This is a genomic window from Kitasatospora sp. NPDC092039, from assembly GCF_044756065.1.
GTDB lineage: Bacteria > Actinomycetota > Actinomycetes > Streptomycetales > Streptomycetaceae > Kitasatospora.
Map to the genome: position 1 here is coordinate 410,175 of NZ_JBIVSD010000001.1, position 24,365 is coordinate 434,539.

The following is a 24,365-nucleotide window of genomic DNA, read 5'->3' on the forward strand; positions in this document are numbered from 1 at the left end:
CGGCCAGCACTCCCAGCACTCCCATGCCGGCGGTCCAACCCGCCCACTCCAGGGCCGCGACGATCAGCCCCGCCAAACCCTCCCCGCCGGGGTTCTCCCCCGGGGCCTGGGGCTCACCGCCCGCCAGCAGGCCGGATACCGCGCTGTGCGCTACCTGACTATCCGTCAGGACGACCGTCATGGTCTCTCTCTCCATCTCCTGGGAATCCCCACCGGCAGACCACCTCACAGCCCGCCGCGCGCTCCTCTGATCGTCGCCGACCGCCGACCCCCGTGCGCGTGACCGAGCCTGCGGGGGTGAGGACGGGCTCCGGCACCCGGGTCAGCGGCGAGTCGGCTGGGAACGCTCGATGCGGTCGAGGCCACCGGCGAGAAGGTCGCTGTGGCGGATGGTGAAGTCTCCGTTGATCAGGACATCTTCCCCGCCGTAGTACCGGCCCATGACAGCGGTCGGCAAGAAGGAGCGCAGTCTGTGGCGCATGTCCTCGGGGTAGTCAACGGATTCGCCCCACCCGGAAGGGGCCTGGTCGGTGGAGAACAGGACCCAGTGGTCCACGGGGACGGCGGCGTCGAGGTCCGGGGCTGCTCCGGTGTGGCAGTCCAGCGCGGGCACGGTCAAACGGTCGGGGTCGAGCGGCGGGTACCAGAACAGCAGGGGCTTGGCACGCTGTGCGTCGGCGTTGTCGAAACAGCAGAGGACGATGGTGTGGTCGGGGAAGTGGGAGGCGTAGAAACCCAGGAGGTCCGGGTCGAGGTCAGGCCGCCGGTGTGCCGGCACCCGCTGCAGTGCGGCGGGGATCGCGGTGGGGTCAGTGACCAGGAGAACGGTGTAGACGTCGTGCTCGAAGATCTGGACGGTCTCCGGCTCCCGGCCCATCCACGCGATCCCGTCGACCGCCTCCGCGATGGGTCGAACGGCGGCAACCATGCGTTCGAGGACATCACTGCTGCGTCCGACGGAGAGGAAGTGCCCAGGGGTGAGCTGACGGGTCGGCACGTGCAGCAGCATGGCGTTCGGACCATCAGCGAGGTTGACGGCAGTGTTCTGGTAGCCGAGGACATGAAGGAGGCCGTGCAGCGGGTGGTGCTGACGGCCGCAGTACACGATCGTGCCGGAGAACGCGGCCTCACTGGTCGAGATGCACATGGTGGCAAGGTAGCGCCCGCGTACTCGTAGGAAACCCGGGGGCCCGGGAGACCCTCGCGGTCAGCCGCCCGCAGATCGTGACGGGCCGGCGGTCGCCATCACGGAATCCGGGCCCGAACCTGTTTCCTGCTGCTGCACCGCCGCGGGGCGGCGTGGGGACCCGGCCCCCCGGAAATCCGGTGCCCCGCGCCGGGCTGTTCGGGCAGGATGCGACCATGGACGACACGGCGGGACTGACGGAGCGGGTGACGGCCGCGGCGCGAGCGGCTCAGGCCTCGCAGGCCGACGACGACTGGCACGTCTACTGGGCGCTGGTCCGGCAGGCGGTCGAGGGGGACGGCGGGCAGGTGGCGTCGCGCCGCGGGACGCGGCTGCTGCGATCATCCGACGACCTGGAACGGATGGTGGGCTGCGACCTGCTGGGAACCGCGGCCGACGAGCACGAACACCTGCGCGCCGGGGCGGCGACCGCCCTGCTGGCACTGGCCGAGGCCGAGACGGTGCCCCATGTGCTGTCCTCCCTGGTCTGCGCCCTGGGCCGCACGCACGATGCGCGCGCCGTCACCGTACTGGTCGCCCTCTCCCACCACGAGGACGCCGATCTGCGGCGCCAGGTCGCCTCGCAGTTCGCCTCCGCCCACAGCGCGCTGCCCGACGGGCCCGACGTCCGAGCACTGATCCGCCTCACCCGCGACCGGGACCCCGACGTCCGCAACTGGGCGGCCTTCACGCTGGGGTCCCAACTGGACCAGGACACCACCGCCATCCGGGAGGCACTGTGGAGGTGCACCACCGACGAGTACGGCGAGGTCCGTGAGGAGGGCGCGCGAGGCCTGGCCAGACGGCACGACCCCCGAGCTGTGCCGCTGATCGCGCACCTGCTGGGCACCGACAGCTGGTCCCACGGCCTGACCCTGGACGCGGCGGCGATCCTGGGCGTCCCCGAACTCCTGCCGGCCCTGGCCGCCTGCGAGTTCGACCCGCCCGAGACCGACCGGGCCCTGGCCGCCTGCGACCCGGCGCGGCGTGCCCGGATCCAGGACGACGCCTGGAAGGTCGTCCTGGAACTGGAACGCCTGCACCCGGACACCGACGCGGCACTCAGCTCACCCCGCTACGAATCGGTGCACGCGATGAAGATGACAGTGGCCCGCCGACAGGCCCCCGACGCCGTCTACGACGCGACCGCCCTGCTCGCCCGCGCCGACGGCGACCCCACGCGGGCGGCCGACCTCGTGGCGGCCGACCTGGCCCGCCCCGCCGCCGCGCTCTGACACGCCCGGTACGGCGCACGGCACGGCGCACAGCGCGGGCCGCGGCACCACGGGGCCACGGGGGTCAGTGGTACTGGGCGATCTGGATGAGGTTGCCGCAGGTGTCGTCCAGGACCGCGGTGGTGACCGGCCCGAGGGCGAGGGGCTCCTGGGTGAAGCGCACGCCCAGGGCGCGCAGGCGCGCGTACTCGCCGTGCACGTCGTCCACGGCGAAGGAGGTGGCGGGGATGCCGTCGGCGGCGAGGGCGGCGACATACGCCTTGGCGGCGGGGTGCTGGTCGGGCTCCAGGACCAGTTCGGTGCCGTCGGGCTGTTCGGGTGAGACGACGGTGAGCCAGCTGTGCCCGCCGAGCGGGACCTCGGTCTTCTTCACGAATCCCAGCACGTCGGTGTAGAAGCGCAGGGCCTTGTCCTGGTCGTCGACGAAGACACTGGCCAGGTTGATCCTCACGGGGCGTCCTTGGGTGGTTCGGGCCTGAGCCAGCGGGTCGCGATGCGCTCAAGCGGTTCGTTGTTCAGGTCGTGGAACTTGTAGCGGCCCTCGCGGCGCACCCGTACCAGGCCGGCCGCCTCCAGCACCGCCAGGTGCTGGCTGACGGCCTGCCGCGACAGGCCCAGCGCGTGCCGGGTGGTCAGCCGCACGCAGATCTCGAACAGCGACTGGCCGCCACGCTGGGCCAGTTCGTCGAGGATCAGGCGGCGGGTGGGGTCCGCCAGCGCCTTCCACACTCCATCGTCGGTCACCACCCCACCATAGGCAAGTCGAGACTTGCCTATCAAGCGGGGACGGAAGGGCGTGCGCACGCCGCCCCGAGGCCCTCCCCAGGGCATCCGCGGCAGCGGCGGACACCACCGTCCCGGTCGGCCGCCCTCGGCTGAACAGCCCCCCGGGGGGCGGGGCGTCAGTGCGGCGCGCTTCGCAGGGTGACGACGCGGTCGGGTCGCCCGAGGGCCGCCGAGTGGATCCCGTTCCCGGCGTCCCGCGTACCGACGTCCCGCGCACCGCCGTCCCGCTGCCGATCGCGCCACCCCGGCGGGGCGAACGACTCGCGGTAGCCGTCGCACCAGCCGTCGCCGTCACCGACGAACAGGCACCGGTACGCGTAGCACCGGCCCTCGTGCCACCACTCGTGGCGCACCACGGGCATCCGCAGGACGCGCTCGAACCAGTCGGCCGCCAGCGCCGCCAGCACTTCGGGCGTGCCGCCGGCGTCCAGCGCCAGGGCGCTCGGCGGCTGCACGGGCCAGTAGAAGTTCTGGTGGACGAGCCGGTCCCCGCGCACCGTGGAGCCTCTCAGGTGCACACCCACGCGCAGCGGCCACCCGAGCTCCCCGTCCCCGACCCCCGCGCACGCCACCAGCGAGGAGTCGTCCTCGGGCCGCCCCACCCAGCTCGCGGCCGGCGCCACCCGCCACCCCCGGGCGCGCCCGCGCAGCACCGTCACGAAGGCCCGTTCGGCCTCGTCCAGTTCGGACTCGGTCTCCGGATCGTCACTCACGAACCACTGGTGCGCCGACACGCGGCCACTGTACGACCCGCACGGGAGCGCGCGGCCGGGCGCCCACCGTGGCCTGCCGCCACCTCCTTCGCCGACTCGCTTGCGCGGGCCGGCCCGAGCCCGGCCCGGTCAGCTCGCGGCGGGGGTGCGCACGACGGCGTCCAGGGCCGGGGCGATGACGGCGAAGCAGTCCCGGGTCAGCACCGCGACCTCCACCGCGCCACCGTCCGCACCGCCTCCCGCACCACCGTCCGTGCCGTCGGCCCCGGCGGCACTCCACCGCTGCAGCACCGCATGGAAGGCCGCCAGCGCCATGTCCGCGGCCAGCCGCGGGTACAGCTCGCGCCCGGCGTCCAGACCCAGGCGCGCGGCGAGTTCCGCGGCGAGCTCGTCGCGCCACTGCGCCTGGCGCTCCAGGAAGCGGGCGAGCAGGGCGGGGGTGGAGAGGATCAGCCGCACCACCTTGCGGGCGCGCTCCTCGTGGCCGGCGCAGTCCTCCACGCAGCGCCACACCGCGTGCCGCAGCGCCACCGAGGGCGCCTCGTCGGCCGGACGGCGGGCGAGTTCCTCACGCATGGCGGCACCGAGCGCGGCCAGGAACTGGACGACCACGTCCTCCTTGGACGCGAAGTAGCGGAAGAACGTCCGCTTGGACACGCCCGCGGCGGTGGCGATCTCGTCGACCGTCACGGCGTCGAACCCGCCGTCCGCCAGCAGGTCCAGGGCCGCCTGGGTCAGTTCGTCGGCCACGAGCTGGCGCTTGCGCTGGGCCAGCGTGGTCGCGGGTCGGGAGGTCACCGTCCCATCCTAGCCCCCACGCCATTCACGACATCAAACGTCAGCCTTGACACTTGGTGACAGGCAAGGCACGGTGAGCCGTATGACCCGAAGCAACCGGACCTCCGACCCCGCCCCGGACCTCAGCGGACGGGTGTTCGTCGTCACCGGCGCCAGCAGCGGCCTCGGCCTGGCCACCACCGACTGCCTCGCCCGCCGCGGCGCCCACGTCGTCCTCGCCGTACGCGACGAGGCCAAGGGCCGCCGAGCCGCGGACCTCCTGACCAGCGCCCACCCCACGGCCCGGCTGGACGTGCGCCACCTCGACCTCGGCGACCCGGACTCCGTACACGCCTTCGCCACCGGCCTGCGCCAGGACGGCCCCGCCCCCGACGTCCTGATCAACAACGCCGGCGTCATGGCACCCCCGCGCACCCTCACCCCGCACGGCCACGAACTGCAGTTCGCCGTCAACCACCTCGGCCACTTCGCCCTCACCGCCCACCTCCTCGACCTCCTCGCCCGCGGCCGCGACCCCCGCGTCGTCACCGTCACCTCCGCCAACCACCGCCGCGCCACCATCGACTTCGACGACCTCACCGGCGAACGCGCCTACTCCCCCATGGGCCGCTACAACCAGTCCAAACTGGCCAACGCCGTCTTCGCCCTCGAACTGCACCGCCGCCTGCACACCGCCCGGAGCCCCGTTCGCAGCGTGCTCGCCCACCCCGGCTACGCCGCCACCCGGCTGCCGCACACCGGCGCCGTCGGCCCCGTACGGCTGCTGTTCGGTCACCTGCTGCGCCCCCTCGCCCAGTCACCCGCACGCGGAGCGCTGGCACAACTGCACGCGGCGACCGCACCCGAGGTCCGGGGCGGGGAGTTGTACGGCCCCAGCGGCCCCGGCGAACTGCGCGGCACACCGGCACGCACCTCCCCGGCCCGGCGCGCGCTGGACGAGGAGATCGGACGGCGCCTGTGGGACGTGTCCCAGGAACTGACCGGAACAGCCTTCACCATCCCGGACCCGACGGGCACCTGACCTCCGCCCCTCCCCCGGTGCGGGGCAGTGAGCCGGCATCAGCACCACCGCCCCGCAGACGGAGCCGGGTGGGCCGGAGCCGGCAGGAAATCCGGGTGCGCGGCGACGGGAGACTCTGCTACGACACCGGCATGGACGACGACACCGGTACCCACGCACCGACCGGCCCGGACCCGATCGTGACGGCACGGCTGGTCCTGCACCCGCTCACCACGGCCCTGGCCCGACGCATCATGGCCGCCGGCCCGAACGACCCGGGCCCGGGCGGTGCGGCCCCGGGCGGTTCGGCCCCGGGCGGGCCGTGGGCGCAGGGCTACCCGACGCCCGCGGACATCGCCGGCGCCCGCCGCTTCCTGGACGTGTCCGCGCAGGACGGCGGCCAGGGCCCGTACGGCGCCTACGAGATCCGCCGCCGCGACGACGGAGTCGCCATCGGGGGCGCCGGCTTCCACGGCCCCGCCGACGACGAGGGCACCGTCACCGTCGGCTACGGCCTCGTCCCCGCCGCCCGCGGCCACGGCTACGCCCGCGAGACCCTGCACGCCCTGCTCGCCCACGCCCGGAACACCGGCGCCCTCCGCGTCCGCGGCGACACCGACCTGCACAACACCGCCTCCCGACGCGTCATGACCGCCTGCGGAATGCGCCAGATCTCCGACGACGGCCGCCTGGCCCACTACGAGACCACCTGGCACCTCACCCCCACCCCGGCCTAGCCGGGCGGGCCGGACGGGCCCGCCCCACCGACAGGGCGCAGCCGCCCGGGGAGGGCAGTGCGCCGCAGCCGAGGGTGGGGCGGGCAGGTGGGCGAGCCGGGGCGGCCGGGTCGCCCGGCACGGGCGCGCGCGTCACGATGAAGAAACCATTCGTCGGGGTGGCGCACCGCCGGCCGGGCGCCACACCGGCGTAGCACGCGACCGCGTGGAGGGCTCCGATGGACATCGCATGGGACCTGCTCGTCTCGGGGCCGGCCGACGCGCACCGGAGCGTCCTGCTGCTGCCCGGAGGCCTGAACCCCGCCCGGTCGTACGCCGAGCTGATGGCGGAGCCTGCGCTGGCCGGCACCCGGCTCGTCGCGGCGACCCTGCCGGGGCACTGCCGAACCGAACAGCCGGAGGACTTCACCATCACCACCCTGGCCCGACACACCGCCCGCCTGGCCGCCCAGCAGCGCTGCGACGTGGCCGTGGGATTCAGCATGGGCGCCACCGCGGCCCTCGAGATGGTCGTGACCGGCGCGTTCACCGGCCCGACCGTGCTGCTGGGCATCAGCATGTCGCCCGCGGACGAACCCGCGTTCTTCCGTGCCGTGTGCCGACTGGGCGACGTCTTCGGCCCCCTGCCCGCCGCCGCCCTGCTCAAGCTCATGGGTCTGGCCACCAAAGGACTGCGGGTACCGCCCGAGCGCCGCACCGAGATCCTCGCCGACCTGCGGAACAACGACCCGCGCGTGGCGCGCCGGATCCTCCGCGGCTACCTCGACCACCTGGAGACACACGAGCAACCGGCCGAACGCCTGTGCGCGGCCGGCGTGCCGGTCTGGATCGTGCACGCCGAAAAGGGCGACGGAGACCTCACCCCCGACGAGCGGCGCACCCTGAACGCCTGTCCACGGGCGACCCTCGTCACGATCCCCGGAACCAGCTTCTTCCTCCCCAACGAGGAACCACGGCGCATCGCGGAGATCATCGCGGAAGCCCTGACACACACCGGACCGGCCCCCCGCTGAGACGGCAGTCCTTCCCGACGACCACCGCGACCACACTACCGACCCCGCCGGGATCCAGGACCCGGCAAGCAAGCGCCGGCCCCCGTGCCTGGTCGGGGGCCGGTCGCTGGTTCCCCCACGCGGGGGACGCGGCGGGCAGTAGGATCAGCGGCGTTGCATCTCGTACACACCGCTGGTAGGAGGCTTTTCATGGCTCAGGTCACGCTGAAGGGGAACCCGGTTCAGATCGGTGGCGCACTGCCCGCCGCCGGGACCCAGGCGCCGGCGTTCACGCTCGTCGGCGAGGGACTCGCGGACGTGTCGCTGAACGACTTCGCGGGCCGACGCAAGGTCCTGAACATCTTCCCGAGCATCGACACCCCGACCTGCGCGACCTCGGTGCGCACGTTCAACGCCAAGGCCGGCTCGCTGGACAACACCGTCGTGCTGTGCGTGTCGGCCGACCTGCCGTTCGCCCAGGCCCGGTTCTGCGGCTCCGAGGGCCTGGAGAACGTCAAGACCCTCTCCACGCTGCGCGGCCGGGACTTCCACGACGTCTACGGCGTGGCGATCGCCGACGGCCCGCTGGCCGGACTGACCGCCCGCGCGGTCGTCGTCCTGGACGAGAACGACACCGTCCTGCACACCGAGCTCGTCGCGGAGATCGCCGACGAGCCCGACTACGAAGCCGCGCTCGCCGTCCTCAACTGACCGCCTTCCGCGGCCCGCCCCCACGCCCCGCCCACCTGACAGAAGGCGGCAAGGCGACAAGAGGGGGCGGGCCGTTCCGCATCCCGCCCCCCGGGGCCCGCGCACCGGCACCCGCCCCCACCGCGCCGGCTCTCCCGCCCCGGCTCACGGGGCCAGCGCGCCACCGGGGCTGAGGGCGAGTCCGGTGAAGCGCTCCGCGATGAGCCGGTGGGCCTCCGGAGAGGGGTGGAGGCCGTCGGGGAGCGGGTGGGCGTCGTGGTCGGACTCGCCGTAGAGGGCCAGGCCGTCCAGGTGGTGCAGGTGCTCGTCGCCGTCGGCCCGGCGGTCGGCGACGATGCGGGCGAGTTCGGCGCGGATGACGGTGAGGGTGAGCCGTCCGGCGGCGACCTCGGCCGGATCGCCGGTGGCGCGGAAGCGCAGGGTGCCGGTGCTGAAGTCGGGGGCGAGCGGGCCCGGCACCGTTTCGTGCAGCGGGCACAGCAGCGGGGAGACGACCAGCAGCGGCGTGGTCGGGTGGCCGTCCCGGACGGTGTCCAGGAAGCCGTGGACGGCCGGGGTGAAGGCGCGCAGCCGCATCAGGTCGCTGTTCACCACGTTGATGCCGAGCTTGAGGCTGATCAGGTCCGCGGGGGTGTCGCGGATGGTGCGCGCGGTGAAGGGGTCGAGCAGGGCGCCGCCGCCGAAGCCGAGGTTGGTGAGGTCCAGGCCCGCCGCGTTGGCCGCCAGGGCGGGCCAGGTGCCGGTGGGGTGGGCGGCGTTGGAGCCGTGGCTGATCGAACTGCCGTGGTGCAGCCAGCGCTTGCGGGTGCCGGCCGGGAGCGGCTCGATCGGGGCGTCGGTGTCGAGGGCGATCAGTTCGGTGGTCTCGGTGTGCGGGAGCCAGATCTCGACGGTCTTGTCCCGCTCCGGCAGTCCGGTGAACCGGGCGCTGCCGGGCGGCCCTTCGGTCAGTTCGACGCGTCCGGTGGCGAGGTCGACGGTGCGCAGGTTGCCGCCGGGGACGCCGCACTGCGCGGTGAGGCGGCCGTCCACCAGGAGGTCGTAGACGCCGTCCGGGACGTTCGGGACGCCCGGGTAGGCGCGCTTGGTGGGGACGGCGTGCAGCGTGACGGTGGTGGCGCGGGTGCGGAAGGCCAGCCGGACGCCGGAGGGCTGGGACTCGGCCATCGCGAGCTGCTCGTCCGGGATCCGTCGGCGGGCGCCGGCGGGCAGGCGGTGCGGCAGCAGGCCGCGGCGGGTGTGCTCGACGTCGAGGTGGCCGTGGAGGAGGTCCTCGGTGACGGGGGTGGTGATCGTCGTCATGATGCTTCTTCGGGTCGTCGTACGGAATGGACGAGTCATGCGGGGCGCGCGGGGGCCGGGTCAGCCGGCCGGACGGGCTCCGCCCGCGCGCAGCAGGGCGTCGAGGGAGTCGATGATCCAGTCCCAGGACTGCCGCGGGTCCACGGCGGTGTGGCTGAACCCGCCGGCCGCCTCCAGGCTGATGTAGCCGTGGAAGACGCTGCCGAGCAGGCGCACCGCGTGGGTCTGTTCGGGTTCGGTCAGGTCGTAGCCGCGCAGGATCGCCCTGGTCATCTGGGCGTGCCGGACACCCGCGCTGGCGGCGGCCGTCTCGGCGTCCAGGCGCAGGCGGGTGGCGTCGTAGCGGCCGGGGTGGCGGGCGGCGTAGTCGCGGTAGGCGTCCGCGAAGGCCGCGAGCGCGTCGCGGCCGGCCCGGCCGGCGAGGGCGTCGGCGACGAGGTCGGCGAGTTCCTCCAGGGCGTGGAGGGCGATCCGGGTCCTGAGGTCCTGGGAGCCCTTGAGGTGGGAGTAGAGGCTCGCCGTCTGCACGCCGAAGCGGCGGGCGAGCGCGGCGACGGTCACCTGGTCGAAGCCGACCTCGTCGGCGAGTTCGGCACCCGCGACGACCAGGCGTTCGACGGTCAGCCCTGCCCTTGCCATGTGCGTTCTCCCGTACGGTCGCGTCGGCTGTCTACGGACAGTATGGGATTTCCTATATGGATTAGGCAAATGGCGAACAGCTCACGCTTCCCGGGCGGCCCCTTCCCGCAGTGGCCACGTTCCGTCACCCAAGGCGAGCTTGAGCGAATCGAGGTGGCCCCGTGCGCCCCGAATGCCGGATGATCGGCCCACGGGGTACGGACCGGGACGCGGCGAAGCGCGGTACGGGGGTACCCGCAGCGAGAAGCCAGAGGGGCTCACGATGGAAACCGCGCGCACACTCGTCCTGGTGGCGGCCACGGTCACCTGCGGACTGACCGCGGGACTGTTCTACGGCTACGCGTGCTCGGTCATGCCGGCGCTCGCGCGGGTCGAGGACCGGACCTTCGTCGAGGTCATGCAGCGCGTCAACGTGGCGATCCTGAACGGCTGGTTCGTCCTCGGCTTCGTCGGCGCCCTGCTCGCCACCGCGGCCGCGGTCGCCCTGCACCTGCCCTCCGACGGGCACGACGTCCTGCCCGCGACCATCGCCGCGCTGGTGCTGTACGTCGCGGTGATCGGCATCACCCGCGCGGTCAACATCCCGCTGAACGACGGGCTCGAAGCCGCCGGTGAGGCCCGGCGGATCGCCGACCCGGCCGCGGTGCGCGCCCGGTTCGAGGCGCGCTGGGTGCGCTTCAACGTGCTGCGCGCCCTGCTGTCGACGGGCGCGCTGGCCTGCCTCGCCTGGGCGCTCGTCCTCAACGGGCGCAGCTGACCGGGCCGGTTCGGCCCGATCGGCGGAGCGAGGCCGACCGGGCTCAGCCGCAGAGGGTGGCGAAGCCGTACCCGCGCGCCTTGAGCGTGGAGATGATCGTCGGCAGGGCGGCCACCGTCTGGCTGCGGTCGCCGCCCCCGTCGTGCAGCAGGACCACCGAGCCGGGGCGGACCTTGTCGAGCACCCGCGACCGGATCGCGGCGGTGCCGGGTCGGGACCAGTCCGCCGGGTCCACCGACCAGAGCACGACCTGCTTGCCGAGCGCCGCGGCCTTCGAGCGCACCGTGCTGTTGACCGCGCCGTACGGCGGGCGCAGGCAGGTCGGGGTACGGCCGGTCTGGGCCCGGATGGCCTTGTCGGTGTCGGCCACCTGCGCGTTGAGCGCGGAGGCGGAGAGCTTGCGCAGGTCCGGGTGGGACCAGGAGTGGTTCTGCACGCTGTGGCCCTGCTTGGCGACCTGCGCGGTCAGCCAGGGGTGGGCGGCGACGTTCTGCCCGATCTCGAAGAAGGTCGCCCGCACGCCGTACCGGGCGAGCGTCGCCAGGACCTTGGGCGTGTGGGCGGGGCTGGGGCCGTCGTCGAAGGTCAGGTAGACCACCTTGCCGCCCCTGGCGCCGGCCGCCTCCGCCCCGGCCGCCGGGAGGGCGACCGCCGCGCCCGCGGCCAGGGCGACGACGAGTGCGCCGATCGCGGTCCGGAGCCTGCCAACTGCCATGCGCCTGACGGGTCGTACGGACATGCCTGCCCCCTGCGGTCGGAACTCCCGTGCACCGGCCAGTCTGCTCCTGACGGCCCGTCCACCGCGACCCGCCGTCGGTCGCGAGCGAACGGAACCGGCCAGTCGGGCACCGGGAGCGGGGACCAGGAGAGGATCGTTCGACCCGGCCCGCCGCGGGCGTGGTCCGCGAAGTCCCGCTCCCCGCATCCCCCTGAGCGCCCGGCCGTGCAGCCGGAACGGTGTGGCGGGCGACGGGCTGGGAGCGCTGGGCCGAGGAGGCGTTCCACCCGCCGCAGCCGTGGCGGCAGCTGCTGGGCTCGGCGGTGCGCTCGGCGGTCTCGGGCCCCGGCGCGGGCGAGGACTACAGCTACGGCCGCCCCGCCCGGCGCTCGGCCGGGGTGCCGGGGGTGCTGCTGCCGAGCCTGCGGCGCCGCCCGCCGTGGGTCTCCGTGGTCATCGACACCTCCGGCTCGGTCTCGGACGAGGAACTGGGCAGCGCGCTGCTGGAGGTCGCGGCGATCGGCCGGGCCGTCGGCGGCCGTCGCGACCAGGTCACCGTCGTTCCCTGCGACGCGGCCGCCGAGACCGTCCACCGGCTCTGCCGGGCCGCGAGCATCCCGCTGATCGGTGGTGGCGGCACCGAGCTGCGCACCGGCTTCCGCACCGCCCTGCGCGGGCACCCCCGCCCGGACGTGGTGGTGGTCCTGACCGACGGCCAGACCCCGTGGCCCGCCGCCGCCCCGCCGTGCCGCACGGTGGTCGGCCTCTTCCCGAAGCCGAGCCGGTACCGCGAGGACGCGCAGGCCCGGGAGGAGTGGGAGGACGAGGAGGGGTACGAGCCCGACGCCCCACCCCGGTGGGCCCGGGTGGTGACCATCGGCTGAGCACCCGGCTCGGGGGGCAGGCGCCTCAGCGGGAGGAGCGGCTCCCGGCGGCGGGCGTGCGTGGATCGGGTACCCGGCGGCCACGGATCTCCGGGCCAGGGCAGGCCGGAAGGGGAGGCCTCGGTGATCGGGACGGAAGCGGTCGGCGCGGAAGGCTTCGAGCCGGACGGGCACGACCGGTTCGCGCGGTACCGGGGGCCTTCGCGGAGGTCGCGCCGGAGGACGCGGCCGGCCTCGCGGCCCGGGTGCTGACCGGCCCCGAGACCTCGATGGCGAGCCGCGCGGTCTGCGAGTACCTGGACCGGCGGGCGGCGGAACTGCTGACCGAGCCGGGCTTCCCGGCCTGGCACCGGGAGATGGCGGGCGTCACGGCGGCCGACCCCTTCGCCGTCCGGTGCCTTCGGGACTGGGCGCTGCTGCGGGCGATCACGCTGGACGAACCGTGGACGGAGGAGCAGCTGCTCACGACGGACAACCGGCTCCAGGCGCGCCTCGCCGAGGAGTCGCCGGCCCGGCAGGTCCTGAGCCTGCTCTCCGCGAGCGGCCGCACCCGACGCGTCCGCGACATCGCGGCCTCGCGGCTGCGGCGGCTCCGGTGGCGCGGGGGGGGGGGGGCGGCGGGCGGGGGGGGGGCCCCCCCGGCCGGGGGGGGGGCCCCCGGGCCCCCCCCCCCGGCGCCCCCCCCCCCCCCGGGGGGGGGGGGGGGGGGGGGCCGGGGGGGGGGGGGGGGGGGTGGGCGGCGGCCCCCCCCCCCCCCCCCGCGGCCCGGGTCAGCGGACCATGGCCGCCAGGACGCTGCGCCAGTCCTCGCCCGGTTCCGGGGCGAGCGGCCCGGCCAGGGTGTCCGCCCGGTAGTGCCAGGGGCGGCGGAGTTCCTCGTCGGCGTCGGCGGCGGGTCCGACCGGGCTCTCGGATCCGAGCAGGCGGACCAGCTCCGCGGTGAAGTCGGCCCAGGAGACGTGTCCGCTCACCGCGTTGACGACCCGGCCGGCGGCGGGGTGGTCGGGGGTGAGGCAGGCGGTGAGGGCGCGGGCCAGCGCGGCGGCGTGCACCCAGGAGGCGCCGTACCACTGCGCCGAATCCGGCAGGCCGATCGGCCGGCCGGCCAGGGCGGCCTGGTAGAGAGCGCTGGTGGAGCCCCAGCGGAGCTGGTCGCGCAGGCGGTGGTGCGGGCCCCAGACGATCGGGGCGCGTACGGCGGTGGCCGGGCCGCGACCGGTGGCGGCGGCCTCGAAGAGGATCCGCTCGCAGTCCAGCTTGGCCTGCCCGTACGGGGTGACGGACCCGCCGCCGGGGCCGCCCTCGGGGACCTCGGTGCCCTCCGGGCGGCCGTACGCGTCGATGCTGCTGACGAAGACGAACGGGCCGCCCCGCCAGCCGTCGACCAGCGCGCGCATCGCGGCGAGGTCGGTGGCGTGGTCGGTGAAGGTGCAGGCGGAGTGGATCACCGCGTCGACGCCCTCGACGGCCCGGCGCAGGCTGTCGAGGTCGCCGAGGTCGCCCGCCGCCACCTCGGCGCCGTTCAGCGCGGGCAGGTGCGCGGACTCCGGCCGCACCAGCACCCGGACCGGCCGGCCCTGGGCCATCAGCTCCTGGAGCACCGCCGCGCCGACGCCGCCGGTGGCGCCGGTCAGCAACACGGTGCCCACGCGGGCGCCGGCGGGCCGCGGGCGGGCGCCGGACTGGGCGAGGGCGGCGCGGCGCTCGTCCCCGCGGGTGGCGAGCAGGGCGGCGAGGGCGCGCGGGGTGCGCTGTTCCAGGATGTCGAGACCGGTGAGCGGCAACCCGGTGCTGGTGCGCAGGCGTTCGGCGAGCTGGACGGCGACCAGCGAGTGGCCGCCGAGGGCGAAGAAGTCGCCGTCGGCGGGCGGCGTCGCGCCGAGCAGTTCGCCGAACGCCTGCCGCACGACGGCCAGCGGGCCCTCCGTCGCCGCGGCGCCGCCGGACAGCGGGGCGGCAACGGAGAGCGGGCCCGTGCCGGGAAGCGGGCCCGTGCCGGGAAGCCGGTCCGCCCCGGGCAGCCGGTCCCGGTCGACGGTGCCGTCGGCGTGGCGGGGCAGCCGGTCCACCAGGGTGACCGCGAGCGGCAGTTCGGCGGCCGGGAGTCGCCCGCGCAGGGCGGCCCGCAGGTCGGTGCCGCTCGGGGCGACCGGTCCGCGCACCACCGCGTAGGCGAGCGGCGGGCCGTCGGGGTTCTCGGCCACGACCGCCTCGACCACCGACGGGTGCGCCGACAGGGCCGCCACGACCGGGTGTTCGGCGGGCACCAGCCGCTCGCCGGGCAGTTCGGACAGCCGCTGTTCCGGGTCCGCGGCCACGGCGGTGAGCAGCGCGGCGAAGGCGTCCAGCAGCCGGGCGGCGGTGTCCTGGTCCAGCACGTCCCGGTCGTGCTGCAGCAGGCAGCGCGGCCGCGGGCCGTCCTCCAGCAGCAGGGTGAGGCCGAACTTGGCGAGCCCCAGGTCGATGTCCACGTTCTCGGTGTCGAGGCCCGGCAGTACCAGCGGGTCGACGATCTGGAGCAGGTCGCAGCTGACCGAGAGCAGCGGAGTGCCGTCGGCGCCGCGTGCGGCCGTGCCGAGCCGCTCGACCACCAGGTCGAACGGCACCTCGTGGTGCTGCTGGGCGTCGAGCAGGGCGGTCCGGACCAGACCGAGCAGTTCGGCGAACGTCACGTCACCGGACGGATTCGCCCGTACGGCAAGGGTGTTCACCGCGAGGCCGACGGTCCGGCGGAACTCGGGCCGCCCCCGGTGGCCGCTGGCGCAGCCGAGGAGGACGTCGTCCTGCCCGGAGGCGAGGTGCAGCGCGGCGAACGCGGCGGCCAGCACGACGGTGAACAGGGTCGCGCCGTGCCGCGCGCCGAGCCCGCGCAGCCCTTCCACGACCGCCGGCTCCAGCGGGGCGGTGTGCAGCGCGGCGCGGCGCTCACGGGCGCCGGGCGGGACGGGCCGCAGCAGCGGCAGCGGTCGGGCTCCGGACAGCCGGGCCGCCAGGGTGTCGGCGGCGGCCGTCAGTTCGGCGTCCCGGGCGCGCTCCTGGCGGGCGTAGTCGGCGTACGAGGGGGCCGGCGACGGCAGCCGGTCCGGCACGCCGTCGCGCGCGGCGCGGTACAGCTCGGCGAGGTCGGCCGCGAGGAACCGCAACGCGCCGCCGTCCACCGCGATGTGATGGATCGTCAGCAGGAGCGTGTGGTCCTCGGGCCCGTGCCGCAGCAGCACGGCGCGCAGCACCGGGCCGGTGGCGAGGTCGAACGCGCGGGCGGCCTCGGCGGCGAGCTGCTCCGGGCCCGTGGCGTCCAGCACCGGCAGCGGCACCGGGGTGACCGGGTCGATCTGCTGGTACGGCTGGTCGCCGCGGCGCGGGTAGCGGGTGCGCAGGACGGCGTGCCGCTCGGTCAGGCCGGTGATCGCGGTGGCGAGGGCGGCGCGGTCGAGCGGGCCGCGCAGCCGGGTGGCGACCGGCACGTTGTAGAGGGCGCCGCCCTGGCCGAGGTGGTCCATCAGCCACATCCGCTGCTGAGCGTGCGACAGCGGCGCCTGGTCACCGTGCGACAGCGGGTCCTGGTCACCGTCCGCGACGAACGGGGCGGACTGGGCCGGCGCGACGGACCGGGCGGGCGGGGCGGCGGCGCGACGGCTGCGGGCACGCCGCAGCAGGTCGCTCTGGTCGACGGTGCTCATCGGTCGGCTCCGGGGGTGTCGTCGGCGGCCAGCAGGGCGCGTTCCAGCAGCTCGGCCTGGGCGGCGACGGTCGGGTGGTCGAGGAAGTCGGCGAGCGACAGCTCGACCCCGAGGTCCTCGCGCAGGTCGTCCACCACCCACATGGCGAGCAGCGAGTGCCCGCCCTCGGCGAGGAAGTCGGCGGCCGGGTCGGTGATCGGGCGTTCCAGTGCCCGGCTCCACGCCTCGGCGACGACCTGCTGGATCGGGCCGAGCTCGGCGCCGGCGGACGGCTGCGCCCCGGCCGGCCCGTCGGCGGCCAGGGCCCGCCGGTCCACCTTTCCGCTGCCGGTCAGCGGCAGCGCGGCGAGGACGGTCCAGGCGGTGGGCACCAGGTGGGCGGGCAGCTGTTCGGCCAGCCGGGCGCGCAGCGTCTCGACGGCCGGGCGGGAGCCCTCGGCGAACACCACGCAGGCGGTGAGCGCGGCGTCGTCCTGCCCGGCCCGGCGGACCACGACCGCCGCCTCGGCGACCTCGGGCAGCTGGAGCAGCGCGTGCTCGACCTCGCCGGGTTCGATCCGGAAGCCGCGGACCTTGACCTGGTCGTCGGTGCGCCCGTGGTACTCCAGGGCGCCGTCGGGCCGTTGGCGGACCCGGTCGCCGCTGCGGTAGGCGCGTCCGATGCCCGGCAGTTCGCGGAAGCGCTCGGCGGTCAGCTCCGGCCGGTCGAGGTAGCCGAGGGCCAACCGGTCGCCGGCGATCCACAGTTCGCCGACGGCTCCGGGCGCCACCGGCGCGAGCCGCTCGTCCAGGACGTACCCGCGGGCGCCGCCGAAGGCCCGGCCGATCGGGACGGAGCCCGCGCAGTCGGCCGGGGTGACCCGGTGCAGGGTGGTGAAGGTGGTGGCCTCGGTCGGCCCGTACACGTTGAACAGTTCGAGCCAGGGGAAGGCCCGCAGCACGGTGCCCGCGTGTTCGGCGGAGATCGCCTCGCCGCCGACGGCCAGGGTGCGCAGCACGCCGAAGACCCTGGAGCGGCGCGCGGCCAGGTGGTGGAAGAGCGCGGTGGTGAGGAAGAGGGTGGTGACGCCGAAGCGCTCGACGTCGCGGACCAGGTCCTCGGCGGTGGGCCGCTCGCTCGGGGAGACGGCCACGGCGGCGCCGCGGGCGAGCGGCGCCCACAGCTCGAAGGTGGCGGCGTCGAAGGAGACGGTGGAGTGGAAGAGCACCCGGTCGCGCGGGCCGAGGACGAACGCCCCCTCGGCGTTGACCAGGTCGGTGACGGCGGCGTGCGGGACGAGGACGCCCTTGGGGCGGCCGGTCGAGCCGGAGGTGTAGTAGAGCAAGGCGGGCGCGGCCGGGTCGGCGGCGTCGGGCGCCGTGCCGTCGGCGGCCTCGGTGCCGCGCTCGGTCAGCACGAGGGTGCGCTCCTCGGGGAGCCCGGCCTCGGCGAGCAGTCCCTTGTCGCCGAGGACGAGCCGGACGTCCGCGTCGGCGGTCATCTCGGCGATCCGCGGGCGCGGGTAGGCCGGGTCGATCGGGACGACCAGGGCGCCGGCCCGCCAGGCGGCGAGCTGGGCGACGACGAGCCGGGTGGAGCGGGCGCACAGCAGGGCGACGGCGCTGCCGGGGCCGATCCCCCGGGCGGCCAGGACGGCGGCCAACCGGCCTGCGGCGTCGACGAGTTCGCGGTAGGTCAGGACGGTGGAGCCGTCGGTCACGGCGAGCGCGTCGGGCCGGCGCTCGGCCTGCCGGGCGATCAGGGCCGGCAGCGCCTCGACCGGCCCGGCGTCGGCGGGCACGGCCTCGACGGGCAGCGCTTCGGCGGTCCGGGCATCGCCGGTCCGGTCGTCGGCGGGCGGCGCGGGAGGCGTCTGCCCGGTGGGCGGGGTCGCGGTGGCGGTCATGTGGTTCCCTTCCGGGCGCCCCGGCCGGATGGGCCGGGGCGCCCCTGCTGAGGAGGTTCGGGCGGGGTCAGGCGGTCGCGGCCGGCGCCGCCGCCCGCTCCTCGACCAGCCGGGCGACGGCCCGCAGGTCGGGCTGGCGCAGCACCAGGGGGGCGCGCAGCCGTACGCCGTACTCGTTCTCCAGGGCCTCCAGCAGTCTTGCCGCGGCGAGCGAGTTGCCGCCCGCGGCCAGGAAGTTGTCCTCCGGCCCGAGGTCGGCGCGGCCGATCAGCTCGCGGCAGAGCTTCAGCACGGTGCGCTCGACCGGGGTTGCGACCTCGTCGTCGAGGGCCGCCTCGGCCGGTGCCGCCGCCGACGCCTCGGCCAGCAGGGCCCGGCGGTCCACCTTGCCGTTGGCGTCCAGCGGGAAGCGCTCCACCAGCCGGAGGGCGGAGGGCACGGCCTGCTCGGGCAGCCAGGGGCGGACGGTGTCGAGCAGCGCCGCGGGGTCGGTGCCGTCCTCGGCGTGGACGAAGGCGAGCAGCCGGGCGCCGCCGGTCGGCGCCTGCTCGGCGGCGACCACCGCCCGGTGCACCCGCGGGTGGCGTTCGAAGGCGGCCTCGACCTCGGCGGGTTCGATCCGCACGCCGCTGACCTTGACCTGGTCGTCCAGGCGGCCGTGGAACTCCAGCACGCCGTCGGGCCGCATGACCACCCGGTCGCCGGTGCGGTAGACCCGGTCGGTGCCGACCACGCCGGCGGGCGCGTCGACGAAGCGGCGGGCGGTCAGCTCGGCGTCAAGGTACCCGGCGGCCAGGCCGCGGCCGCCGATCCGCAGCTCGCCGGCCGTGCCGCGCGGCACCGGCCGGCCGTCCTCGTCGGTGACCAGGACGACGGCGCCGTCGATCGGCAGGCCGATCGGCGGGGCGCCGGTGCCGTGGTCGGCGCCGGGGGCCATGGTGTGCGTGGTGGTGGTGACGGTGGCCTCGGCGGGGCCGTAGGCGTTGTGGACGGTCGCGGTGACGTCGGGCCCGGGGGCGCGGCGCAGCCGGTCGCCGCCGATCACCAGGTGGCGCAGCGGCAGTCCGCCGGGCCAGGGCCGGCCGAGGACGGGCTCGGCCAGCGGGGTGGGCAGGATGGACACGGTGATGCCGGCCTCGCGCCACCAGTCGGTGAGCGCGCCGGTGTCCCAGCGGACCGCCTCGGGGGCGACGACCAGGGCCGCGCCGGAGGTGAGGCCGGCCCACAGCTCCTGCAGGTGCGGGTCGAAGGAGACGCCGATCAGCAGGCTGTGCCGCTCGCCGGGGCCGAGGCCGGTCAGCCCGCGGTACCACTGCAGCAGCGCGCCGAGCGCGGGCTCGGTGACGGCGACGGCCTTCGGGGTGCCGGTGGAGCCGGAGGTGAGCACCGCGTAGTGGGTGCCGGCCGGGACGCTCACCTGCTCGCCGGGGGTCAGGGCGGCGACCACGCCGCCGGTGGGCAGGTCCAGCGCCAGCCGCTCGCCGCCGGGCGGCAGCAGGTCCGGCTCGCCGACCAGGCAGACCGGGCGCAGCTGCTCGGCGACGGCGCGCAGCCGGTGCTCGCCGGGTCGCGGGCCGAGCGGCAGGTGGACGGCGCCGAGCTTGGCGGCGGCCAGGGTGACGGCGACCAGCGAGACCGAGTGGGGGAGGCAGACGCCGAGCAGGTCGCCCGGGCCGACCCTGCCGCGCAGGGCTTCGGCCACGGTGTCGGCGAGGCGGTCGAGTTCGGCGTAGCTGTGGACCCGCTCACCGTCGATCAGGGCGGGCGCGTCGGGGGTGCGCTGCGCCCAGCCGGTGAACAGGTCGAGCACCGCGCCGTCCTGGTGCGGACGGCCGTAGCCGATGCTCGGGGGCGTCGTGTCAAGGTGTTCCATCATCATCTCCAGAAAGGTGACGTACCGTCAGTTCAGGCCCATGGAACGGGCGATGATCACCTTCTGGACCTCGGAGGTCCCCTCGATGATCGTGGTCATCCGGACGTAGCGGTACAGGAACTCCAGCGGGTGCCCGCGCACCCAGCCGGTGGCCCCGTGCACCTGGAGCGAGCGGTCCACCGCGCGCACGGCGGTCTCGGAGGCGGTGAGCTTGGCGAGCGCCGCGTTCTCGGGCGACTCGGTGCCCTCGTCGACCAGCCGGGCGCAGGCGAGGGTGAGCAGCTTGGAGGCCTCGACCTCGGCCCGGGTGGCGACCAGGTGCTCCTGGACGTGCTGGTAGTCGCCGATCACCCGGCCGAAGGCGCGCCGGTCCTTGGCGTACTCCACGCCGATCCGCAGGGCGTGCTCGGCGATGCCGTTGCACATCGCGGCGACCACCAGGCGGCCGCGCGAGAGGCTGTCGATGGCGAGGGCGGTGGCCGCGCCGACGCCCTCCTCGCCGCCGATCACGGCCTCGGGGCCGACGGTGACGCCGTCCAGCAGCAGTTCGAACAGCGGCTCGCCGGACATCCCCTCGTAGCGCTGGCCGATCCGCAGGCCGGGCTGGTCCATCGGCAGTACGAAGGCGGTGGCACCGGCCGTGGGGCCGGCCCCGTCGCCGAGGTCGGTGGCGGTGACGACCAGGGCGATCCCGGCGTGCTCGGCGTTGCTGACGAAGGTCTTGCGGCCGTTCAGCACCCAGCCGTCGCCGGTGCGCACGGCGGTGGTGGTGAGGCGGAACGCGTCCGAGCCGGCGTGCGGCTCGGTGAGGGCGAGGCAGCGGGTCTGCTCGCCGCGCACCAGCGGGACGAGGTGGCGTTCGACCTGCTCGGGGGTGCCGTGCCGAAGCAGCGGGCTCGGCCCGTCGGAGCCGGCCAGCGCGTACGGGGCGAGCACGCAGCCGCTGCGCCCGGCGGCGTGGTGCAGCAGGACGACGGCGGTGAAGGGCATGTCGGCGCCGCCGAGTTCCTCGGGGTAGTCGCCCGCGTAGAAGCCGAGGGCGGCCGAGCGCTTGCGGACGTAGGCCCGAAGGTCGGTCGGGACCTGGTCGGCGGTTTCGGGCAACTCGGCTGCCAGCGGCACGAGTTCGCGGCGCACGAAGGACTCGAAGGCCTCGACGAGTTCGCGGTGGCCGTCCTCCAGGACGGCGGAGGGCGCGGTCACTTGGCGTCTCCTGCGGTGAGGGCCTTGGCCTGGTCGGCCAGTACGGCGTGGCGGAACAGGGTGCGCAGCGGCGGGCGGCTGCCGAGGTGGGGCTCCAGGTAGGCGGCGAGCTGCGCGGCGAGCAGGGAGTGGCCGCCGACCTCGAAGAAGTGCGAGTCCGCGGAGAAGCGGTCGTGGCCGAGCACCTCGCGCCAGGCGGCGGCGATCAGCCGCTGGCCGGGGTCGGTGAACTCGCTCGGCGCGCTCTCCTCGGCCTCGGGGGCGTCGGCGGCCTCGGCGGCCAGGCGGGCGAGGGCGGCGCGGTCGGGCTTGCCGCCGGGCAGGGTCGGCATCGCGGCGACGGCCGTCCAGTTCGCCGGGACGAGTCCGCCGGGCAGCCGGCGGCCGAGCGCCTCGTGCAGGGCGGCCTGGTCGGGGCGTTCGGTGCCCTCCAGGAAGCCGATCAGCCGGGGGCCGGACTGCGGGTCGGTGTGCAGCAGCACCGCGCAGGAGCGGCCGCCGAGTTCGGCGGAGGCGGCGGCCTCGATCTCCTCCAGCTCGATCCGGTGGCCGCGCAGCTTGACCTGGTTGTCGGCGCGGCCGAGGAAGCGCAGCCGCCCGTCCAGGTCGCGGTAGCCGCGGTCGCCGGTGCGGTAGACGCGGGCGCCGCCGAGTGCGGGGACGGTCGTGAAGCGGGCCGCGGTCGGCTCCGGCAGCCCCAAGTAGCCCTCGGCCAACAGCTCACCGCCGACGGCGAGTTCGCCGACGCAGCCGGGGGCGAGCGGGCGCAGGGTGTCGTCCAGGACGTGGATCCGCACGCCGTCGAGTTCGGCGCCGAGCGGGATCTCGCCGTCCTCGGCGACGTCGGCGGCGGTGACCTCGTACACGGTGGAGGTGACGGTGGCCTCGGTGACGCCGTAGGCGTTCAGCACGGTGGTGGCCTCGGTCAGGCCGGCCAGCGCCCGGGCGGGCAGCCGCTCGCCGCCGAGCACCAGCAGCCGGGGCGCCCAGCGGCCGTCGCCCAGCGCCTCGCGCAGGTCCTCGCGGACGGCGAGCAGGTAGCTGGTCGGCAGGTTGGCGACGGTGACGCCGCGGGCGGCGAGCACGGCCACCAGTTCGGGCCCGGTGGGCACCTCGCGCTGCGGCACGACGAGGGCCGCGCCGGCCGCGAGGGCGGGCAGCACCTCCTCCAGGGCCACGTCGAAGGACGGCCGGGCGAACAGCAGCACCCGGTCGGCGGAGGTGAGCCGGTAGCGGTCGACGATCGCGGCGACGTACCCGGCGAGGGCCTCGCGGCCGACCAGGACGGGCTTGGGCACGCCGGTGGAGCCGGAGGTGTGGATCACGTAGGCGGCGCCGTCCAGCACGGCGGCGGGCTCGGCCTTCGGGAAGGCGGGGCCGTCCAGCAGCGCCGGGGTGACGCCCTCGGCGGGCAGCGCCAGCGCGCTCTGCCGGGTGGCCAGCACGAGCGCCGGGTTCAGCCGCTCCAGCAGCAGCCCGAGCCGGGCGGCCGGGTCCTCGGTGGACAGCGGCGCGTACACGGCGCCGTACCGCAGGCAGGCGAGCAGGGCGACCACGCTGTCCGCACCGCGCGGCAGCACGGTGGCCACCGGCTGGCCGGGGACGACCCCGGCGGCGCGCAGCCGCTCGACCAGCTCGGTGACCCGGCGGTCGAGTTCGCCGTAGCTGATCCGCTCGGTGCCGGCCAGCAGGGCCATCGAGGTCGGGTCGTGGGCGGCGGCCGGGTCGAGCGCGGCCGGGGTGGCCGGGGTCACCGGGGTGGCCGGGGCGGCCCCGGGCGCGGGGGCCAGCTCGGCGATCCCCGCCTGCGGGCGGTCCAGGTAGCAGCGCAGCAGCTCCAGCAGCCGCTCGGACAGCAGCACCGCCTCGGACTCGCGGAACAGGTCGGCGTCGTAGTCCCAGACCAGGGTCATCCCGGCGGCGCCGTGCTTCTCGCCGACCACCCGGCGGTCGTCGGGCAGCAGCACCAGGTCGAGGTCGAAGCGGGTGGTGCCGGTGTTGAAGCCCTCGTACAGCGAGACCTCCAGCCCGGGCGCCTGGACGTCGGGCAGCGCCGCGTCGTGCGCGCTGAACATCACGTTGAACAGCGGGTTGTCGGCACCGGTGGTGTGCAGTCCGAGCCGGCGGGTCAGCTCCTGGACCGGCAGGTCCTGGTGCGGCAGCGCGCGCAGCAGGACGTCGGTGACCTCGTCCACGGCCTCGGTGCCGGACGCCGCCGGGTCGAGCCGCAGGCGCAGCGGGACGGTGTTGACGAACATGCCGACGGTGCCCTCGAAGCCCTCCGGGCGGTTGCCGACGGCGGTGCCGATCACCATCTCGCGGTGGCCGCTGTGCCGGCGCAGCAGTTCGGCGAGCAGGGCGAGCAGGGTGCTGAACGGGGTGTGGCCGTCGGCCTTGCTGCGCTCGCGCAGCCGCTCGGCCAGGTCGGCGCCGATCGACTGGCGCAGCTGGCCGCCGCGGTGGCGCCGTTCGACGCCCGGCCGGGCCAGCCCGGGCAGGGTGACCTCGCGCGGCGCGTCGGCCAGTTCCCTGGTCCAGAAGTCGAGTGCGCGGTCCCGGGGGAGGTCGGCGGCGGTGCGGGCGTGCTCCTCGTACGAGGGCGCGGCGGGCAGCTGGTACGGCTCGCCGAGGACGGTGGCGCGGTAGACGGTGAACAGGTCGCGCAGCAGGATCGCGAAGGAGTGGCCGTCGTGGACGAGGTGGTGCTCGACGTGGATCAGCCGGTGGTGATCCTCGCCGAGCCGGACCAGGTGCCAGCGCAGCACCGGCGCGCGGCCGGTGTCCAGCGGTTCCTCGGCCTCGGCGGCGAGCAGCCGGCGGAAGGTGGCCTCCGGGTCCTGCTCGGCGGTGAAGTCGCTGTGGCGCAGCTCCGGTTCGCAGTCCTCGACGACGCGCTGGCCGGGCAGTCCCTCCGCGCTGGGCACCAACTCCAGCCGCAGGCCGGGGTGGTGGGCCAGTACGGCGGCCAGGCCGGCGTGCAGCGCGTCCCGGTCGAGGGTGCCCCACAGGTCGAGGACGGCGGTGAAGTTGTAGGCGCGGCTACCCGGCAGCATCTGCTCGTGCAGCCAGACGATCTCCTGCGAGGGAGAGAGTGCGAACATCGTGGATTCCCTTGTGTGGTGGGCTTGTCGGCACTGCGGTGGCCGGATGCGGGCGTGGGGTCGTCCCGCACCGGCCGGTGGGCCGGGCCGGGCCGCGCCGGGGTGAGGAGCGGCCGGAGGCCCGGCGGTCCCGTCCGGGGGCGTGTCGGACGCACGCGGACGGC

The 24,365-nt window shown here is 75.5% G+C and carries 19 protein-coding genes and 1 pseudogene; 7 read left to right on the forward strand and 13 right to left on the reverse strand.

Annotated features, from left to right (window positions below):
- Positions 1-322: 322 nt before the first annotated feature.
- Positions 323-1,147 carry a hypothetical protein gene (locus ACIQI7_RS01760; RefSeq protein ID WP_401103850.1) on the reverse strand — a complete coding sequence of 275 codons (825 nt, stop codon included), beginning with the start codon at positions 1,145-1,147 and terminating at the stop codon, positions 323-325.
- A 215-nt stretch (positions 1,148-1,362) separates the two neighbouring features.
- Here ACIQI7_RS01760 and ACIQI7_RS01765 point away from each other — a divergent pair, with 215 nt between their 5' ends.
- Positions 1,363-2,421 carry a HEAT repeat domain-containing protein gene (locus ACIQI7_RS01765; RefSeq protein ID WP_401103852.1) on the forward strand — a complete coding sequence of 353 codons (1,059 nt, stop codon included), beginning with the start codon at positions 1,363-1,365 and terminating at the stop codon, positions 2,419-2,421.
- A gap of 64 nt (positions 2,422-2,485) precedes the next feature.
- On the opposite strand, the gene ACIQI7_RS01770 is transcribed toward ACIQI7_RS01765, so the two are convergent.
- The 4 genes from ACIQI7_RS01770 to ACIQI7_RS01785 all read right to left on the reverse strand — a co-directional run bounded on the left by ACIQI7_RS01770 (position 2,486) and on the right by ACIQI7_RS01785 (position 4,718).
- Positions 2,486-2,872, reverse strand: coding sequence for a VOC family protein (locus ACIQI7_RS01770; protein ID WP_401103854.1), 387 nt, complete (start codon positions 2,870-2,872; stop codon positions 2,486-2,488).
- Positions 2,869-3,165 carry an ArsR/SmtB family transcription factor gene (locus ACIQI7_RS01775; RefSeq protein ID WP_401103856.1) on the reverse strand — a complete coding sequence of 99 codons (297 nt, stop codon included), beginning with the start codon at positions 3,163-3,165 and terminating at the stop codon, positions 2,869-2,871. The genes ACIQI7_RS01770 and ACIQI7_RS01775 overlap by 4 nt, the downstream gene beginning before the upstream one ends.
- 158 nt (positions 3,166-3,323) lie before the next feature.
- Positions 3,324-3,941, reverse strand: a complete 618-nt coding sequence (locus tag ACIQI7_RS01780; protein WP_401103858.1) for a hypothetical protein — start codon at positions 3,939-3,941, stop codon at positions 3,324-3,326.
- A 108-nt stretch (positions 3,942-4,049) separates the two neighbouring features.
- The gene (locus ACIQI7_RS01785) at positions 4,050-4,718 is read right to left on the reverse strand and encodes a TetR family transcriptional regulator (protein ID WP_401103860.1); all 669 of its coding nucleotides are present in this window, start codon (positions 4,716-4,718) and stop codon (positions 4,050-4,052) included.
- Positions 4,719-4,800: 82 nt separating this feature from the next.
- On the opposite strand from ACIQI7_RS01785, the gene ACIQI7_RS01790 reads away from it, so the two are divergent.
- The 4 genes from ACIQI7_RS01790 (at position 4,801) to tpx (ending at position 8,158) form a co-directional block, all read left to right on the forward strand.
- Positions 4,801-5,739 (forward strand): oxidoreductase, encoded by a 939-nt coding sequence (locus ACIQI7_RS01790; RefSeq protein ID WP_401103862.1) that lies wholly within the window; start codon positions 4,801-4,803, stop codon positions 5,737-5,739.
- Positions 5,740-5,834: 95 nt separating this feature from the next.
- Positions 5,835-6,455, forward strand: a complete 621-nt coding sequence (locus ACIQI7_RS01795) for a GNAT family N-acetyltransferase (protein WP_401103863.1) — start codon at positions 5,835-5,837, stop codon at positions 6,453-6,455.
- 218 nt (positions 6,456-6,673) lie between these two features.
- Positions 6,674-7,468, forward strand: coding sequence for an alpha/beta fold hydrolase (locus tag ACIQI7_RS01800; protein ID WP_401103865.1), 795 nt, complete (start codon positions 6,674-6,676; stop codon positions 7,466-7,468).
- 189 nt (positions 7,469-7,657) lie between these two features.
- Positions 7,658-8,158: a thiol peroxidase gene (gene tpx / locus ACIQI7_RS01805; protein ID WP_387757167.1), complete on the forward strand. Its 501-nt coding sequence runs from the start codon at positions 7,658-7,660 to the stop codon at positions 8,156-8,158.
- Positions 8,159-8,302: 144 nt separating this feature from the next.
- Here tpx and ACIQI7_RS01810 read toward each other — a convergent pair whose 3' ends face one another.
- Both ACIQI7_RS01810 and ACIQI7_RS01815 read right to left on the reverse strand, forming a co-directional pair.
- Positions 8,303-9,460 (reverse strand): GDSL-type esterase/lipase family protein, encoded by a 1,158-nt coding sequence (locus ACIQI7_RS01810; protein WP_401103867.1) that lies wholly within the window; start codon positions 9,458-9,460, stop codon positions 8,303-8,305.
- Between the two features lie 60 nt (positions 9,461-9,520).
- The gene (locus ACIQI7_RS01815) at positions 9,521-10,099 is read right to left on the reverse strand and encodes a TetR/AcrR family transcriptional regulator (RefSeq protein ID WP_401103869.1); all 579 of its coding nucleotides are present in this window, start codon (positions 10,097-10,099) and stop codon (positions 9,521-9,523) included.
- A gap of 262 nt (positions 10,100-10,361) precedes the next feature.
- On the opposite strand from ACIQI7_RS01815, the gene ACIQI7_RS01820 reads away from it, so the two are divergent.
- On the forward strand, positions 10,362-10,856 hold the full coding sequence (locus tag ACIQI7_RS01820; RefSeq protein WP_401103871.1) for a DUF1772 domain-containing protein: 495 nt from the start codon (positions 10,362-10,364) through the stop codon (positions 10,854-10,856).
- 43 nt (positions 10,857-10,899) lie between these two features.
- Here ACIQI7_RS01820 and ACIQI7_RS01825 read toward each other — a convergent pair whose 3' ends face one another.
- A complete protein-coding gene (locus ACIQI7_RS01825) occupies positions 10,900-11,571 on the reverse strand; it encodes a polysaccharide deacetylase family protein (RefSeq protein WP_401103873.1) in 672 nt (223 codons plus the stop codon).
- 257 nt (positions 11,572-11,828) lie between these two features.
- On the opposite strand from ACIQI7_RS01825, the pseudogene ACIQI7_RS01830 reads away from it, so the two are divergent.
- A pseudogene (locus tag ACIQI7_RS01830) lies at positions 11,829-12,458 on the forward strand (VWA-like domain-containing protein); the annotation flags it as partial.
- A 770-nt stretch (positions 12,459-13,228) separates the two neighbouring features.
- On the opposite strand, the gene ACIQI7_RS01835 reads toward ACIQI7_RS01830, so the two are convergent.
- The 5 genes from ACIQI7_RS01835 to ACIQI7_RS01855 form a co-directional block, all read right to left on the reverse strand.
- Positions 13,229-16,138 carry a condensation domain-containing protein gene (locus ACIQI7_RS01835; protein ID WP_401103875.1) on the reverse strand — a complete coding sequence of 970 codons (2,910 nt, stop codon included), beginning with the start codon at positions 16,136-16,138 and terminating at the stop codon, positions 13,229-13,231.
- Positions 16,135-18,024: a non-ribosomal peptide synthetase gene (locus ACIQI7_RS01840; protein ID WP_401103877.1), complete on the reverse strand. Its 1,890-nt coding sequence runs from the start codon at positions 18,022-18,024 to the stop codon at positions 16,135-16,137. Before ACIQI7_RS01840 ends, ACIQI7_RS01835 begins: the two co-directional genes overlap by 4 nt.
- Positions 18,025-18,091: 67 nt before the next feature.
- On the reverse strand, positions 18,092-19,897 hold the full coding sequence (locus tag ACIQI7_RS01845; protein WP_401103879.1) for an AMP-binding protein: 1,806 nt from the start codon (positions 19,895-19,897) through the stop codon (positions 18,092-18,094).
- A 27-nt stretch (positions 19,898-19,924) separates the two neighbouring features.
- Complete coding sequence (locus ACIQI7_RS01850; protein WP_401103881.1) at positions 19,925-21,100, reverse strand: acyl-CoA dehydrogenase family protein; 1,176 nt, start codon at positions 21,098-21,100, stop codon at positions 19,925-19,927.
- The gene (locus ACIQI7_RS01855) at positions 21,097-24,201 is read right to left on the reverse strand and encodes an amino acid adenylation domain-containing protein (RefSeq protein ID WP_401103883.1); all 3,105 of its coding nucleotides are present in this window, start codon (positions 24,199-24,201) and stop codon (positions 21,097-21,099) included. The genes ACIQI7_RS01850 and ACIQI7_RS01855 overlap by 4 nt, the downstream gene beginning before the upstream one ends.
- Positions 24,202-24,365: the final 164 nt, after the last annotated feature.